Annotated in this window: 15 protein-coding genes and 1 tRNA gene; 4 read left to right on the top strand and 12 right to left on the bottom strand. The window is 58.6% G+C overall.

Features of this window, described 5'->3' with window-relative positions; all coding sequences use genetic code 11:
* Position 1: 1 nt before the first annotated feature.
* Entirely contained in the window at positions 2-988 is a 987-nt protein-coding gene (locus QE432_RS03775) for a beta-ketoacyl-ACP synthase III (protein ID WP_306623383.1), read from the top strand.
* 123 nt (positions 989-1,111) lie between these two features.
* Here the strand turns inward: QE432_RS03775 and QE432_RS03770 are convergent.
* Positions 1,112-1,185 (bottom strand) — tRNA-Gln (locus tag QE432_RS03770).
* A 123-nt stretch (positions 1,186-1,308) separates the two neighbouring features.
* A complete protein-coding gene (locus QE432_RS03765) occupies positions 1,309-1,746 on the bottom strand; it encodes an Lrp/AsnC family transcriptional regulator (protein ID WP_004431612.1) in 438 nt (145 codons plus the stop codon).
* Positions 1,747-1,878: 132 nt separating this feature from the next.
* Between QE432_RS03765 and rocF the strand changes: the two genes are divergently transcribed.
* Positions 1,879-2,799, top strand: coding sequence for an arginase (gene rocF, locus QE432_RS03760; RefSeq protein WP_025595246.1), 921 nt, complete (start codon positions 1,879-1,881; stop codon positions 2,797-2,799).
* 13 nt (positions 2,800-2,812) lie between these two features.
* Entirely contained in the window at positions 2,813-3,868 is a 1,056-nt protein-coding gene (locus QE432_RS03755; protein ID WP_035199886.1) for an ornithine cyclodeaminase, read from the top strand.
* A gap of 23 nt (positions 3,869-3,891) precedes the next feature.
* Here QE432_RS03755 and QE432_RS03750 read toward each other — a convergent pair whose 3' ends face one another.
* The 5 genes from QE432_RS03750 to QE432_RS03730 form a co-directional block, all read right to left on the bottom strand.
* Positions 3,892-4,776 (bottom strand): DMT family transporter, encoded by an 885-nt coding sequence (locus QE432_RS03750; protein WP_035199888.1) that lies wholly within the window; start codon positions 4,774-4,776, stop codon positions 3,892-3,894.
* A 264-nt stretch (positions 4,777-5,040) separates the two neighbouring features.
* On the bottom strand, positions 5,041-6,033 hold the full coding sequence (gene iolG / locus QE432_RS03745) for an inositol 2-dehydrogenase (protein ID WP_004431628.1): 993 nt from the start codon (positions 6,031-6,033) through the stop codon (positions 5,041-5,043).
* 232 nt (positions 6,034-6,265) lie between these two features.
* Positions 6,266-7,516, bottom strand: a complete 1,251-nt coding sequence (locus tag QE432_RS03740; RefSeq protein WP_035199889.1) for an adenylate/guanylate cyclase domain-containing protein — start codon at positions 7,514-7,516, stop codon at positions 6,266-6,268.
* Between the two features lie 224 nt (positions 7,517-7,740).
* Positions 7,741-7,971 (bottom strand): helix-turn-helix domain-containing protein, encoded by a 231-nt coding sequence (locus tag QE432_RS03735; RefSeq protein ID WP_004431634.1) that lies wholly within the window; start codon positions 7,969-7,971, stop codon positions 7,741-7,743.
* Between the two features lie 257 nt (positions 7,972-8,228).
* A complete protein-coding gene (locus QE432_RS03730) occupies positions 8,229-9,344 on the bottom strand; it encodes an RHE_PE00001 family protein (protein ID WP_035199890.1) in 1,116 nt (371 codons plus the stop codon).
* A 222-nt stretch (positions 9,345-9,566) separates the two neighbouring features.
* Between QE432_RS03730 and QE432_RS03725 the strand changes: the two genes are divergently transcribed.
* Positions 9,567-10,871, top strand: coding sequence for an MFS transporter (locus QE432_RS03725; RefSeq protein WP_306623935.1), 1,305 nt, complete (start codon positions 9,567-9,569; stop codon positions 10,869-10,871).
* Between the two features lie 53 nt (positions 10,872-10,924).
* On the opposite strand, the gene QE432_RS03720 is transcribed toward QE432_RS03725, so the two are convergent.
* The 5 genes from QE432_RS03720 to QE432_RS03700 form a co-directional block, all read right to left on the bottom strand.
* The gene (locus QE432_RS03720; protein ID WP_035199893.1) at positions 10,925-12,271 is read right to left on the bottom strand and encodes a sensor histidine kinase; all 1,347 of its coding nucleotides are present in this window, start codon (positions 12,269-12,271) and stop codon (positions 10,925-10,927) included.
* Positions 12,272-12,277: 6 nt separating this feature from the next.
* A complete protein-coding gene (locus QE432_RS03715; protein WP_004431644.1) occupies positions 12,278-12,931 on the bottom strand; it encodes a response regulator transcription factor in 654 nt (217 codons plus the stop codon).
* A gap of 65 nt (positions 12,932-12,996) precedes the next feature.
* Positions 12,997-14,664: a phosphoethanolamine transferase gene (locus QE432_RS03710; protein WP_306623378.1), complete on the bottom strand. Its 1,668-nt coding sequence runs from the start codon at positions 14,662-14,664 to the stop codon at positions 12,997-12,999.
* Between the two features lie 198 nt (positions 14,665-14,862).
* Positions 14,863-15,126 (bottom strand): spike base protein, RCAP_Rcc01079 family, encoded by a 264-nt coding sequence (locus tag QE432_RS03705; protein WP_003508451.1) that lies wholly within the window; start codon positions 15,124-15,126, stop codon positions 14,863-14,865.
* A 264-nt stretch (positions 15,127-15,390) separates the two neighbouring features.
* On the bottom strand, positions 15,391-16,305 hold the full coding sequence (locus QE432_RS03700; protein WP_004431656.1) for a LysR family transcriptional regulator: 915 nt from the start codon (positions 16,303-16,305) through the stop codon (positions 15,391-15,393).
* Between the last annotated feature and the right edge of the window lie 53 nt (positions 16,306-16,358).

The following is a 16,358-nucleotide window of genomic DNA, read 5'->3' as shown; positions in this document are numbered from 1 at the left end:
AATGCAGACCCGTTCTTCCCGCATGGCTGGCTTCGGGCATGCCGTGCCAGCGCGATGTGTCCGCAACGCCGAGATTGAGACGCGTCTTGGGCTGGAGGCTGGCTGGATAGAGCGTCGGACGGGGATCCGCACACGTTATTGGGCGCAAGAGGGCGAGACGCTGAGCGGCCTTGCCGAAAAAGCCGGCCGCATGGCACTGGAAAACGCGAGAATTGGCGCCGAGGATATCGCACTGACATTGCTTGCGACGTCCACGCCAGACCATCTTTTGCCGCCTTCGGCCCCGCTGCTTGCGCACCGGTTGGGCCTCACACAATCCGGGGCGATCGATCTTGCCGGGGCCTGTTCCGGTTTTCTTTATGCGCTCACTCTTGCGGATGGTTTTGTCCGCACCCACGGCCGCGCGGTGCTGGTTGTTGCCGCCAATATCTTGAGCCGTCGTATCAATCCGGCGGAAAGGGCAACTGCGGTTCTGTTCGCCGATGCTGCCGGCGCCGTCGTGCTTGTCCCCTGCCGGGATGCGCAGCGCGGCCTTTTGTCTGCCGATCTCGTTTCGGATGGGAGCGGTTACGACCTGATCCAGATCGCGGCGGGCGGCAGCAGCCAGCCTTTTTCCAATGATACAGAGGCTGAAGATACCCTTATGACGATGCGGGACGGCCGCGAGGTCTTTTCCCATGCCGTCGCAACAATGACGCAGACCTCACAGCGCGCTCTGCAACGCGCAGAAATGACGGCCACCGATATCCAGCGGTTCGTGCCGCATCAGGCCAATGCCCGCATGTTCGATGCCGTCTGCGGCAATATCGGCATCGACCGGCAAAAGACGGTACGTACAGTCGAAACCTTCGGCAACTCTTCTGCCGCCACTATTCCGCTTTCGCTTTCCGTTTCCAATGCTGAGCGGCCCATCACGGAGGGTGAAACGCTGTTATTGACGGCGGCAGGGGCGGGGATGACTGGGGGGGCGGTGGTGTATCGAGGCTAAGGCCAGCTGGAGACGGAAATGTCTTAGTCGGATCGAGCCGCGCGCACAACGTTGGCAGATATAGGCAGAGCGCGGTGATGCAGCTCAAGTGCTCGAAACAATTTGATTTTGTTTGGAGAAATTTGGCTGGGGAACCTGGACTCGAACCAAGATTAACGGAGTCAGAGTCCGTCGTTCTACCATTGAACTATTCCCCAAAAGCCCGAAGCGGGTTACCGCGTTCGCTTTGGTGGGTCGTCATATAGATGATTTCTTGCGGGGCGCAAGTCGAAAAAATCGAAAAATGCGTTTTCGTCGCTCTTTTGCGTCTGTCTCCTGCGTCAGAGTCGCGCACGGGTGGAGCGTGGGGTGGAGAGCAGAAGGCTGGTCTCGCTGCCGGTAATGCCAGGGACAAGGCGGATACGGCGGAGCACCGCGTCGAAATCGCTGAGAGTGGCGGCGTTAAGTTCTACGATCAGGTCCCAGCGGCCGTTCGTGCTGTGGATTTCGGATATTTCCGGGAAACCGCCGAGAGTGCGGATGACGCGGTCCGTCACATGTCCTTCAATCTCGATCATCATGATGCCGCGGATCGCCGCCTCCACCGCATCGGCACGCAGGATGACGGTGTAACCGATGATAGTGCCGTCATTTTCCATTTTTTCGATGCGTGAGCGTACCGTTGCGCGCGAGGTTTCCGTCTCGATCGCCAGATCGGAAATGCTGCGTCTGCCGTTATGCCTCAAAAGGGTCACGAGCCGTTCGTCGAGATCATCCATTGGTAGCCATTCTGATAAATAGATTTGACCAAATCGATAGCCTATTTCGATAATATTGCCAATATTTGATGTTCATTCCGCCATGTCTGTGTGGTTTAGTGAGGTTATCGGTTGATGAAAGCGAGGGCTCAAATGGATATCAGGCTGATCGGTGCGCCGTTGCAAATCGGAGCCGGGCAATTGGGGTGTGAGATGGGGCCGAGTGCGTATCGCATCGCCGGTCTCACGCGGGCGCTCGAAGATCTGGGCCATCGGGTGGTGGATACCGGCAATGTGACGCCGGCGCCGCTGAGGGAGTTTAGCCACCCCAATCCGGCGGTGCATCATCTCGCTGAGACGGTGGCCTGGACCGAGGCGCTGACGGAGGCCGCCTATCGAGAAAGTGCTGCCGCCGTGCCGATCTTTCTTGGCGGCGACCACGCAATTTCCGCGGGAACCGTCGCCGGCATGGCGCGGCGGGTGGCGGAGAGTGGCCGGCCGTTTTTCGTGCTCTGGCTCGATGCCCATACTGATTACCACACGCTTGAAACGACGCGCAGCGGTAACCTGCATGGCACGCCGGTCGCCTATTTCAGTGGTCGCGACGGATTTTCGGGTTACTTTCCGCCGCTCTCCCATGCAGTTCCTGAGGAAAATATCGGCATGATCGGCATCCGCAGCGTCGATCCAGCCGAGAGAGCCGCACTGGAAGACAGCGGCATCACCGTTCACGACATGCGCTCGATAGACGAGCATGGTGTCGCGGTTCTGCTGCGCGCGTTCCTTGCGCGGGTGCAGGCGGCAAACGGCCTGTTGCATGTCAGTCTCGATGTCGATTTCCTCGAACCGTCGATCGCGCCTGCGGTCGGCACCACGGTTCCGGGTGGGGCGACGTTCCGTGAGGCGCATCTGGTGATGGAGATGCTGCATGATAGCGGGCTTGTGTGCAGTCTCGATCTCGTGGAGCTTAACCCGTTTCTCGATGAGCGCGGCAGGACGGCGACGCTGATGGTCGACCTGGCTGCCAGCCTGATGGGCAAGCGGGTTATGGACCGCCCGACGCGGGCCGGCTAAGGGGGATGATGCAATGACGATTATACCGAACCTTAATATCGTACCTTTCGTCAGCGTCGATCATATGATGAAACTCGTGCTGCGCGTGGGGATCGATACGTTTCTGCGCGAACTTGCCGACGTCGTGGAAGAGGATTTCCGCCGCTGGGAAAGTTTCGACAAGACGCCGCGCATCGCATCGCATTCCCAAGAGGGCGTCATCGAGCTGATGCCAACCAGTGATGGAACGCTGTATGGCTTCAAATATGTGAACGGCCATCCGAAAAACATGAAGGAGGGCCGCCAGACGGTGACTGCTTTTGGGGTGCTTTCCGATGTCGGCAACGGCTATCCACTGCTCCTGACCGAAATGACCATTCTGACGGCGCTGCGCACCGCTGCTACTTCGGCTGTCGCTGCAAAACACCTAGCCCGCAAAAATGCCCGCTCGATGGCCATCATCGGTAATGGCGCGCAGAGCGAGTTCCAGGCGCGGGCCTTCAAGGCTATTCTTGGCATCGACACGGTGCGGCTTTTCGATATCGACCGGACCGCCAGCGAAAAATGCGCCCGCAATCTTGTCGGGCAGGGCTTTACCATCGAAATTTGCGATAGTGCGCAGGGCGCAGTGGAAGGTGCAGATATCATCACCACCGTCACGGCTGACAAGCAATATGCGACAATCCTGACCGACAACATGGTTGGCCCCGGCATTCACATCAATGCCGTCGGCGGCGATTGTCCCGGCAAGACGGAACTGCACCGGGACATTCTGCTGCGGTCGGACATTTTTGTCGAATACCCACCGCAGACGCGCATCGAAGGTGAAATCCAGCAATTGCCAGCGGACTACCCTGTCACAGAACTATGGCAGGTCATATCGGGTGAAAAGCACGGGCGGGTAAACGACAGGCAGATCACGCTGTTCGACAGCGTCGGTTTCGCGACCGAGGATTTTTCGGCGCTGCGTTATGTGCGCTCGAAACTGGCCGCCACCGGGCTTTACACGGAGCTGGATCTGCTGGCCGATCCGGATGAGCCGCGCGACCTGTTTGGAATGCTGTTGCGCTGCGAGGCGGCTCTCGCCTGAGAGGACGTTCAACCGGAATGACGTCAGCCAGCCCGCCTGCGTTCCCTGCGGGCAACGGCATGTTCCCGCCAGATGGTGAAGAGACCGGCGGCGATCACGATTGCAGCACCCAGAACCATGTTGGATGTCACGACCTCGCCATAGATGGTGACGCCGATGATGGAGACGAGCACGAGCTGGTAATAGGAAAACGGCTGCACCGAGGCCGCATCCGCCAGCTCGAATGCCTTGATCAGGCAATAATGGCCGCTCATGCCGGTAATGCACAGCGCCAGCATCCAGCCCCAATCCTGGGGTGCAAGGCTAACCCAATAAAACGGACCCACCAGCGTCAGCGCTGCCGCACCGGCCACGCCGGTATAAAAGAAGCTCGTCATCGCTGAATCGCTCTTGCTGCCAAGGCGGGTCAGGACGCTGTAGAGCGCAAGCATGAAGGCGGCGATGAAAGTGATCAGCAGGCGGTTGTCGAACCCTTCGCCATCAGGTTTCAGAATGACGAGAACGCCGACGAAGCCGACAAAAATGGCGCACCAGCGCCGCCAGCCCACATGTTCGCCAAGCAACGGCACGGACAGTGCGGCGACGATCAGCGGCGCCGAAGCGAGGATGGAGTGGCTGTGCGCCAGCCCGACAACGGCGAAGGAGAAAATGGAAAAAACAATCTGCACGGCAAGAAGGACGCCGCGGCTGATCTGCAGCCACGGACGGTTTGCCATGACAGCGCCCCGAATGCCGCCAGAGGACCTTGCAGCCATCAACAAAACGAAGACGGCGAAGGCCCAGTATCGAAGCATGGCGACGAAGACGGGCGGATAAGAACTGCCAAGATGTTTGGATATGCCATCCTGCGCTGCAAAGATCGTGAATGCTATGAGCGCATAAAGATAACCGGTCTTGGGTGATGGCATAAATAAACCACTGTCCGGCTGTTGCCGGCAAAAAGAGGATTCGGCGTGAATAAGGTGAATAGCAGCCATATGGTCTGGCCGTATCTTGTCAGACAACCTTATTTTCCGAATAGCTGCCATGCAAGTCCGAAGACTGCCTCTGCCCGGTCAAGTTCACGGGTGGCGCCGATGCTGGCGAAAGCTTTGCGAATAGCTGTTTTCCTGTCCGCCATGCGTTAACGCACCGCGGACAGGATGTCGGTTACGGAGTGATTTCCGCGTCGATCAGCCGATCGTCACGGCCGCCTTCGAGGTGACGGATTTCAGCGCAGCGTCGGCCAGTTTCAATGCGATCAGCCCATCCTTGATGGAGGGTGACGGAGCTACATTGTTTTCGATGCAATCGATGAAAGCGGTAATTTCCGCCGCGTAGGCCGCCGTATAACGCGTCATGAAGAAATCATGCAGCGGCGGGCGGGTGTAGCCCTCAGCATTGGCGATCTCGATGGAGACCGGCCGCTGGTTCTCGGCCGCAGCCGAACCGAGCGAACCATGCACTTCGATACGCTGGTCATACCCATAGGTCGCGCGTCGCGAATTCGAAATGCTGGCTTGCCTGCCGCTTTTCGTCGTCAGAATGATGCTGGCGCTATCGAAATCGCCGAGTGCACCGATCTCCGGATTGACGAGAACGGAACCGGTGGCGAATACGCTTTCCACTTCCTCGCCGAGCAGGAACCGCGCCATGTCGAAATCATGAATAGTCATGTCACGGAAAATGCCGCCGGAAACCTTGATGTATTCGGCTGGCGGCGGGCCGGGATCGCGGCTGGTGATGGTCACCATTTCGACCTTGCCGATGCGGCCATCCTCGATTGCCTTGTGCACGGCCTGAAAATGCGGATCGAAACGCCGGTTGAAACCGAGCATCACCTTTGCACCGGTTTCCTCAACCACCTTGGCGCAGGCTTCCGCACGGGCCACATCCAGATCGACGGGTTTTTCGCAGAAGATGGCCTTGCCGGCACGGGCGAAACGCTCAATCAGATCGGCATGGGTGTTGGTCGGCGTGCAGATGATGACGGCGTCGATCGTCTTGTCAGCCAGAACCTCGTCGATTGTGCTGACCTTGCACTGCGCTTCGCGGGCGATTGCTTCCGCAGCACCGGCAACGGCGTCCACAACGGCCACCAGCTTCGCACGGCTGTCGGTGGTGATCGCCTTGGCGTGGACCTTGCCGATCCGTCCAGCGCCGAGCAGTGCCAATTTCGTAACCATCTTTCCTCCGGTTCCTCACACCCGTCTTCCACTCCCGGAAAGACAGAATATGAACGCAAACAATGTTTCGATATGGAATATATGTTCTATTTTGCTAGATCGACATCGGAGGCGTGTCAAGCGTTTTGACGACGGGCAGGGCAGCGGAAATCATCTCTTCGGGAGGTTGCGCAGCACGGGTGAGCGCTGCGTTGAGAAAGCGTTGAAACGGGAATAAAGTCCTGACCGGCAGTCAGTCGACAGAGGGTGCGAGGACCTCCTGTTGGGGAAGCGCATAAACCTCGACCGGGGTTTCAAGGCCGCGCAGAAGCCATGGGCCGAGATTGTCCAGCTTGTCCTCGTGTCCGGCCATACGGACAAATTCTTCGGAAAACAGGACGTTGCGGCCGGTTTCCTTGGTCAGGGTTTCAAGCCGTGATGCGATGTTCACGGCCGGACCGATGACGGTAAAATCGAGGCGGGTTTTCGAGCCGATATTGCCATACATGACATCGCCAACATGGACGCCGATGCCGTAACCCAGAGGGTCATGGCCTTTCTGGCAATTGATGTCGTTGAGGGCAACGAGACTTTTCTGTGCGCTGGCAATGGCTTTCAGCAGGTTTTCACAAGCCTGTGGATCGCTGAGCGGGAAAATCGCCAGCAGCCCATCGCCCATGAATTTCAGGATTTCACCACCGAATTCCTCGATCGGATCGCACATCGCGTCGAAATAACCGTTCAGCAATTCGATCACATCATCGCGCGGCCAGAGGTCGGAAATATGGGTGAAGTTGCGCAGGTCGCAGATCAGGATCGCCGCGCCGACCGTTATGCCGCTGCCGCGCGTCGTTGCGCCATTGAGGATTTTTTCGCCCGCATGCGGCCCGACATAGGTCTCCAGCAGGGTGCGCGTCATGCGGTTTTTCAGGCGAATTTCGCTGACCAGCGCGAGCGCCGGTAGCAGGTTTTTCAACGCAAGGACTTCCGCTTCCAAAAAGCCACCGGGCCGATCGCTGGAAAAAGTGGCGACATGGCGCTTGCCGAACGTATGTTCGATCGGCCAGGCGAAATAATCCGTCAGCCCGTCGGCGCGCAATTCCTCATAGATCGGATAAGCGGATGGCTCGATTTCGTCGCCGGTCAGCCGGTGGCGGATTTCGGTTGCGCCCTGATGGATGTCGTTGATGGGGCTGTTCAGATATTCGGGCGAGCTCTCCGCCCCATAGCCATAGGTGGTGATCTCGGCCGACGATATGCCGGCCTTCCACAGGATGCGCGCGCCAAGCCATTGCGGGTGACGAATGCGGAAGGCAAGTGCGCCCCGCGCTATGGAAATTCCACTTTCGCGCAACCTGCTACACAGCTCGAAGAATATCTCATCGATAAAGCGCTCGTCCTTTGTGCCGGTGACGAGCCAGTCGAGAATTTCCGTTTTCTCCGTTGGCCACAATTCATCCAATGCTGAAGAAACCCGTTCTTCGGTGTTAAGGCTGAGTGTCATGGCAGGATTCCGGAAATTATTGGTGCTCTCGCGCAGGCGGGCCACATGGCGAACATGTCCCGTGCGGACATCATGTGGTGCCGGATAACGGAAATGTTAAGAGAGCGGAGCGGAAAATGTTCCGGAGAGACTTGTAGCGTTCAAACCGCTACGCGCGCCGCCCGGATGTTGCGTGAACATCGTCCCCGGCGGCGCTGAGATTTGGTTCGGATCGTTGTGAACGATCAGATAACGGTTTCGACTGGAATATGCAGGGCGGCGGCAACGCGCCTGATGCGCAGAGGATCGCTGTCTGAGCCGTCTTCCAAGGCGCGGATTTCATTGGCTGTCAGGCCGCAGGTGATGGCAAGCTGATCGACCGTATATCCGGCGAGATTGCGCGCCATCAGGACTTTTCGGGCGAAAGGAGCATCTGTTTCCTGATCGGAATCGAGTTGTGAGACTGAAATTGTCATTTTTTGCATCTCCCTCATGGTGGACACTTTAATGCGGATGGCAAAGAAAGGTTGCCGGAGCCGAATGCGACCGCGTTACCGGAGAAAAATCGTGTTGCAACGCAGCGAGAACATAGCCGCTTCATCCACCTACGCAATAGTTAAATTTTGTTAAGATTCGTGATCGCAGGATTCCTGCGGGATTCATCGCAGGAACAAGGGGTTGAGAAAAATACTATTTTTCCGGGGTTTAGGCGGATGAAGACTAGCGGCTTGTGCTACAGCATGCCCCAGGCACGGAAGCGGCCGCGGCCCGTAACCTCCCTCAACTCCAGTTGATTGGCGAGCCCTATCGCGCCCTGCGGCGTGGTGCCGAGTTCCCTGACGATCATGGCCGCCGAAACCACCGGCCGGGAGACGACAAGCTCCACCAGCTCTGGAAGACGCGAAGACGAGCGTCGGCCGGCCAGCTTGCGCATCATGCGTTCTCTGGCGTGGGTCAGCCTGTCATGTTCCTTCATGCTGGCCAGCGCCGCCTCGTAAAAGCTGTCGAGAAGGGCGACTAGGCGTTGCGTCTGGTTTCTGGCGTGCCGGCGCTCGCGCGGGACGGCACGAAGACCAGCGCTGAGCGCCGGCAGGTGGTCGGGAGAGACAGCCCCGTCGCGCAGAAAAGCGGCGGCCATGAGCCTGCCGAGCCAGGGGCTGCGTTGCAGAACCTCGATCATATTCCAGGCATCCAGCAGGATTGCGGTGCGCAGGATCGGGGGCAACTCCTCCGTCTGGCCAAGGACCTGCCGCCATTCCTTCAGCCTTTCCTCCTCGTCCCAGTCGGGATCGTTGATCATCGGATGGGCCTCTTCCCGATGTGTCACCGGCGCAAGGGTGGTGCCGGCGGTGATCGCGTCCAAAGTCGCGGCGCTTCGCGCCAGAAGTGCGTCCAGCTCGGAAAAGGCCCCGTCCAGCGGTGTCTCGCCTTCTGCATCAGCCTCTTCGTTGCCGGAATGATCCACCGTTTCCGGGGCAAATGCCGTCGCGTCGGCGGCAATTCCCATTCTTCCGCGCAGACGGGAAAGGCCTGGTGCAGTGAAGGCCCAGCCTGGCGCGTTTGAAAAAATCAGCCGCCTTGAGCGGACGATCCGGTGCGCCGCCGTCATTTCATGGGTTGGCGCCCGCACATCCATATGGGCGTCATGCAGGACCAGATCTTCCATATGGACAAGTTCGCCATCAACCCACATGGAGGAAATCGCGTCGGTAAAGTCCTGCCTTTCGATGAAGCCGTGTTTCATCGGCGACCGGCTTATCCTCTCATCCAGTCGTGCCAGCGCTTCACCCGCGCGCGCGGCGGGGATGAGAAGCTTTTCGATATGGATGTCCGATGTATCGTAAATCATTGATATTTTTTAGTTTGAGCACGGCCGGGTGACAAGGCGTATTAGAATGGTCCGGCGCAGAAGATGGCGAGTAGACGCTGCCATTGCCATGCTGCGATGCGGCGTAAACTTGCGCATTGCAATATGGCGGGTATATATCCCCTCCGAGAGCGACAAATTATCACACCTTCCGTTCGCCCTTCCACCTCCAGGCGAGATGAATTGGAGTTTACCGTGAATATTATGGCAAATGGTCCCGCTACGGCACCGGATCAGAAAACCCGTTTGAAATCCATTATCGGCGGATCGGCGGGCAACCTCGTCGAATGGTACGACTGGTACGTTTATTCGGCCTTCACCCTTTATTTCGCGCCGGTGTTTTTCCCTTCCGGAAACCAGACCGCCGAATTGCTGAGCGCGGCCGCCGTTTTTGCCGTCGGATTTCTGATGCGGCCCATCGGTGCGTGGTTCATGGGAACCTATGCCGACCGCAAGGGCCGCAAGGCCGGCCTGACCTTGTCCGTTACCTTGATGTGCCTCGGCTCGCTGTTGATCGCAATTACACCCGGCCACGAGACGATCGGCATTGCAGCGCCTGCCATTCTGGTGTTTGCCCGCCTGCTGCAGGGCATCAGCGTCGGCGGTGAATATGGCGCCAGCGCGACCTATCTCAGCGAAATGGCCGGCAAGAACCGTCGCGGCTTTTTCTCCAGTTTCCAGTACGTGACGCTGATTTCCGGCCAGCTTCTGGCGCTGGCGGTGTTGCTGGTTCTGCAGCGGGTTCTGACACCCGAGCAGCTCGGCGCCTGGGGCTGGCGCATTCCCTTCTTCATCGGTGGCGTTCTTGCAATTGCGGTGTTTTACATCCGTCGCGGCCTTGCCGAGACGCAGTCCTTTGAAAATGCCAAGGCGGGCAACGCGGACAAGCCGAAATCGAGCGGATGGGCGCTGTTCAAGCATTATCCGCGGGAAGCGATGATGGTCATGGCGCTGACATCAGGCGGCACGCTCGCCTTTTACGCCTACACGACCTATCTGCAGAAATTCCTCGTCAATACCTCCGGCTTCAGCAAGGAAAGCGCGACCGAAATCACCACGGCAGCCCTCTTTGTCTTCATGCTGTGCCAGCCGATTGCCGGTGCACTGTCGGACAAGGTGGGTCGCAAGCCGCTGATGGTCGGCTTCGGCATTCTTGGAACGCTGTTCACCTATCTCATCTTCACGACGCTGGCGACGACAACCGACCCGATCATGGCTTTCGCTCTCGTTCTGGTTGGCCTGTTGATCGTCACCGGCTACACTTCCATCAATGCGGTGGTGAAGGCGGAAATGTTCCCCGCCCACATCCGGGCGCTCGGTGTGGCTCTGCCCTACGCGCTGGCGAACACGATTTTCGGTGGAACGGCAGAATTCGTAGCCTTGAAGTTCAAGCAGATCGACCACGAAAACTGGTTCTTCTGGTACGTTACGATCATGATTGCGCTGTCGCTGGTAGTTTATGTGAAGATGCGCGATACGCGCGACCATAGCCATATTCACGAGGATTGAGCGGCCACAATAATACCAGCGAAAGCCCCGCCCCCTGGCGGGGCTTTTTGTTTTCAGCGCATTCCGGCGTCTTCGACCGGAAGCACGATGCGGGCCTCAAAACCGTCCTGTCTGCCGGGTGCGGGGGAGGATAGCACGAGTTCGCCGCCAATCTGTTCCATCAGGCTTCTGACGATAGCGAGGCCAAGCCCGGTGCCATCAGCCTTGGACGGGCCTCGGACAAAGCGCGTCGTCAGTTTGGGAAGAAGCGCTTTGTCGATCGCCGCGCCGGAATTGACGATAAGGATCGTACCGTCCTCTTCGGCCAGTATGTGCACCGGGCTTTCCGCCGGACTGTGGATCAGGGCGTTTTCGAGTAGGTTGCGGATGATGATGCCGAAGGCATCCGTGCCCAGCTTGCAGTTCAGGCCGCCTTCGCAGCGATTCGTGAAGCGGATGCGGGACGTGCCGATCGCCGTTCTGCTCATATCGTCGATGATGAGCTCGAGAATGGGGATGAGGTCGGTCGCCGTGTCTGTTACCCCGATCCTTGCTTCCGCGCGCGACATCTGCAGCAGTTTTTCGGCGAGATGGCCGAGATGCATCAGGGCTTTCTCGATATTTTCCACGCGCGGTGCAAGTTCAGGCGGAATATCGGCGTGCAGCCGCTGCGCCTGCGCCAGCGCGCCGGCAATCGGCGTGCGCAATTCATGGGCGCTGTTGGCGGTGAACTCCCTTTCCGCTTCGATTGTCGATCGCAGCCGCCTCAGCAGCAGATTGACCGAGCGGGCAATCGGGTGAAGTTCAGCCGGAAACGGCAGGGTTTCCAGTGGCGCGAGATTGCCGCCGTCTTTTTTCCCGATCTCGTCGCGCAAGGTCTGTATCGGTTGCAGGGTTTTGCGCACCACGAAGATAACGGCAAAGATGCTGGCGGGGATAAGAATGAGAACGGGCAGCAAAATTGCAGTGCCGGCTTCCTCGATTGCCTCACGCCGGTTGGCGAAGGCATCTGCGACCTGAAGGAAGTAATTCCCGTCCGGTGTCGCCACCGTGTAGATGCGCTGGGTCGCCGTTTCAGAAAAACCGGGGTCGAGAGAGACCTCGAAAGGTTCGGTCGAACTGTCATGTGAATGAAGGACGACCTGTCCTTCCCGGTCGCGAACCTGATAGGTCAGATATTCCGCCGCATGTGCAGACTGGTTGAGTTTTTGCGAGGCGGGGCCCGTGTTGTTTTCCCTGAGATCGTCCACCAGCAGTGGCAGCAGTCTTTCGGCTGTTTCCTCAACGCCAGCGTCGAAAATTTCAGCGAACTCGTCCTGCATCACCATGACGCCTAACCCGCAGGCGATAAACCAGGATATGGCGACAACGCTCGTCAGCGCCGTGACGAGCTTGCGGGTCATGCTGGTTGGTCTGGCCATTTCTGTCTACCTGATGGTGTAGCCGACGCCGCGCACGGTCTCGACGCGGTCATGGCCGATCTTCTTGCGCAGCCGGCTGATATAAACCTCGACCGTATTGCTTTCTATTTCCGCGCCGAATTCATAGAGCGTGTCGTGCAGTTGAGATTTAGAGACGACCGCACCGGGATGCTCGACCAGCTTTTCCAGCACGGCCCATTCTCTGGCGCTGAGCGTTTGCGCTGTTCCGTCAACGACGATATTGCGCGCCACCTGGTTGATTTCGATGCCGGGCAGGCGAATGACGGGGGCGGAGCGCCCCTCGTAACGCCGCGAGACCGCCAGCATGCGTGCCGAAAGCTCGTTGAGATCGAAGGGCTTGACCAGATAGTCGTCCGCACCGGCATTCAGTCCGGCAATCCGGTCGGACACCTGGTCGTGCGCCGTCAGAATGATCACCGGCGTCGAGTCATCGCGGTTGCGCAGTGATTGCAAAAGGGTGATGCCATCGCCATCCGGCAGCCGCATGTCGAGCAGGATGAGCCCGTAGGCCATGGTCAGCGTCGCCGCCGTGGCGTCGTCGAGCAACTTAAACCAGTCGACGGCGTGGCCTGCCGCGGCGACATGGTCTCGCAGCGCCTCTCCCAGCACATGATCGTCTTCAACAAGCAGAACCCGCAAGACAGCTCCTTTATCGCGTCGTCTTGCGTATCGCTTTCACGGGATAAGCGTCAAGCACTGTATGTTCAGCTATTCTGGCGCTGGGTGCAGCCGCCGAACACGTCCTGCGCGGAATCGTAGACGGAGGTGGAGACGTTCATCATTCCAAGGATACTGTGGAAATAATTGTCGTGCGAGCGCCCGCCCTTTGCTGCGCCTTTTGCAAGGCATGCGCGATCCAGCCCCATTGATTTGGCGAAATCATCATCGAACCAGACGAGAAACGGCACATGGGTCTGCTGGTCGGGTGCCAGCAGATAGGGTGCGCCGTGCAGATAGACGCCGTTTTCGCCAAGCGATTCACCATGGTCCGAGGCGTAGATCATCCCCGTCGCCAGCGTGTTGGAGCGTGCCTTCAGCTTGTCGATCACGGTCGACAGGAAATGATCGGTGTAGAGAAGCGTGTTGTCATAGGAATTCACGATTTGCGCGTCCGTGCAATTGCCAAGCTCAGCGGTTCGACAGTCCGGGGTGAACTTCCGGAATTCGTCTGTGTAACGCAGATAGTAGGTCGGCCCATGGCTGCCCATCTGGTGCAACACGATGACACTGTCCTTCTTGACGTTATCGAGCCATGCGTCGAGCTTGTCGAAGAAGATATCGTCGCGGCATTCTCCGCCAGTGCAGAAGCGGGTGTCGTTGGTGGAAGGCAGGTCGAAAAAGGGAATGCGGCCGGCCACGTTCTTGCTGCCGGTGTTGTTGTCCAGCCAGGTTGCACCGACACCGGCATGGACAAGAACATCCATGACGTTCTCGTTGGCGAGCGCCTTGTTGTGGCTATACTCAGAACGCGGGAATTTCGAGAACATGCAGGGAATGGAAATCGCCGTCGCAGTGCCGCAGCTGGTTGTATTAGGGAAATAGATCACGTCGCGCTTTGCCAGTTCCGGGTTGGTGTCGCGCCCATAGCCGTTCAGGGAAAAGTTCGCAGCGCGCGCGGTCTCACCAGCCACGATGACGGTGATGCGTGGCTTGTGGATGCCACCCAGCGCCGGCAGGATTTTCGCATCCTTGCCGATCGGGCTCACCTGTATGTCAGCTTCCTTTTCCGCCTGCGTCAGATAGTGAATGGTGGATATGATCGGCGACAAGGGATTGACGCTTTTGACGATATCCTTGTGCTGGCGCACGGCGGTGGTGAATGTTTTGGAATTCGCAAAGCTGATGATGCCGGCAACGGTGAGGCAGATCAGGATGCTGACGGTGTTCCACAGCAACTTGTCGATGATCGGCCGATGCCGAACCCGGACGGCGGCGATGACGAGCGACGGCACCAGCCCATAGATCGTCAGATGCCAGAAAAGGCCAGGTGTCATCAGATTGCCCGCTTCCGCGCGCGTGGTCTCCACGGCGTTGCGGATCATGTCGCTGTCGATGATGATGCCGTAGCGGTCCATGAACCATGAAGCCGCCGCGGCCGCGAATATCAGCAAGATAAGAAACGGCTTGATGAGATATTTGGCGGAAAAAATGGTGATGAGCGCACCGAAAAGCGCCGCTATGGCGACATAAAGCGCGACGATGGCAACCGGATAGGCGGAAAGATAGGTGTGAACCTTCGACCAGAATGTCCGGTTCGTGAAAAACAGCAGATAGGCCGCCGTCAGCAGGCTGAGCGGCACGCTGCCGATCTCCGGACGATACGTTATTGTTCCCGTCGCTTTCGCGGTAAAAAGAGCCACTGCCAGATCCACCAGATTTCCGATAGGCCGGCGGCAACGAAAAAGGGGCGGGAACGCCGCTGTCCAAGCTGCCGCATGGGCCGATCAATGGCGGATGCTTCATTTTGCTGACATCAACCTGAAAGCTTGTCATGAAAGTGTCACACTCCTTGGTGGGCTTCTGGCGAGGGCTGCGTTTCAGATCGAGGAGATCAGCCGGCGATGGAGCGCTCAATTGAGCCCCAGAATGCCTGTGGCGGTGGTGCGGGTTGCAAATATGCGGGTGGCCCTGACCGGCAGCAGGCTGCCTGCGGGCAGGTTCTGGAAGGTCACCGTCGCGCCGGAAAGCAGGGTCAGGCAGAGATGACCACCATTGCCCACATAGATGGCGCGCGTGGGGGAAGGAAGCGGGTTCGTATCATCAGGAACAACCTCGAAAGCATGGGATGCCGGGGATTCGAGGCCTGCGGCGTGGTGTTCGTAAGTCTCAGCCATTGCTGTCTCCCGTAAATCGAAATCTGCCGCGATTATACGGTGCGCCGCGGCTGCGGGGAAAAGCGGGAACAGAAAATATCCGGACGGGATTTAGGCCTTGCTTCCGGTTTGCCGAAAAGAGCGCCATTCTTTCCGTAATCTCATGTGGTTGCGTCGCTTGGCCTGTTGCCACCGATGCCGCGGAAACGGACGATGACGGGTTTTTCGTCCACGGGATCGGCAGCCGGGTCGTGGATATTCAGCGCATGGGCGGGTGCGGTCGCGTCAATTGCGGGTATGGAGAATGAAGGCCCTGACGGCGGGAGAGGCTTCCGTTTTCCGGTGGGCGATGGCGAGGTCGGAAGTCGTGGCGCTTGCTGCAAGCGGCACGTAGCGCACGCCGGGCAACCGCAGACAATCGAGCGAGCGCGGCACCAGCGCCACACCGAGGCCGATCGCCACCATGCTGGTAATGGTGGTGTAATCCCGGCCTTCCGGGCTTATCGTTGGCTGGAACCCGGCCTCGTTGCAGGCTTCTATCGTATTGTAATGAAAGCCGACATCCGGCGGCTGCCGCGGTGTGATGAAGGTCTCGTCGGCAAGGTTCTTGAGGTCGACCTGCAGCGCAAAGGCCAGGGGATGGTTTTCAGGAAGTGCGGCCACCAGCGGTTCGCGCAGAACCACATGGGTTGTGACACCTTCCGGAACGGGCGCAGGCGGGCGGATGAAGGCAAAATCCAGATTTCCGTCGGCGATCTTGGCGAGTTGCAGCCGCATCTCCATCTCGATCAGTTGCAGTTCCACATCGGGATGAGAGGCGCGGAAACTGGCGATGGACTGGATCATCAGGCCGGAATAGGCGGCCGAAGCGACATAACCGATGGAGATGCGGCCCGTCTCGCCGCGATCGACGCGTTTAAGCGCCGCAAGTGTCGCCTCGGCATTGGCGAGAATTTTGCGGGCATCCTCATAAAGAAGCTGGCCAGGCGTGGTGAGCTTCACCGATCGCCGTGTCCGGTCAAGCAACGGCATGCCGACGATCTGCTCGAGCGCCATGATCTGCTGGCTCAAACCCGGCTGGGCAATGCCGAGGCGGGCGGCGGCGCGCTCGAAATTGCGCTCATCCACCAGCGTGGTGAAATAGCGCAGGTGCCGCAGCTCGAACGCGTCCGCCCGGTTTGCCGGTTTCCTGCCCATCATCACTGCCTTTCCTGACGGATTTGAATAATTCCAAGCTATTATCCGTAAGAATT

The organism is Agrobacterium sp. SORGH_AS_0745, assembly GCF_030818995.1.
Classification (GTDB): domain Bacteria; phylum Pseudomonadota; class Alphaproteobacteria; order Rhizobiales; family Rhizobiaceae; genus Agrobacterium; species Agrobacterium tumefaciens.
The sequence above is the reverse complement of the archived record's forward strand: the minus strand, read 5'-3'. Positions and strand labels throughout refer to the sequence as shown.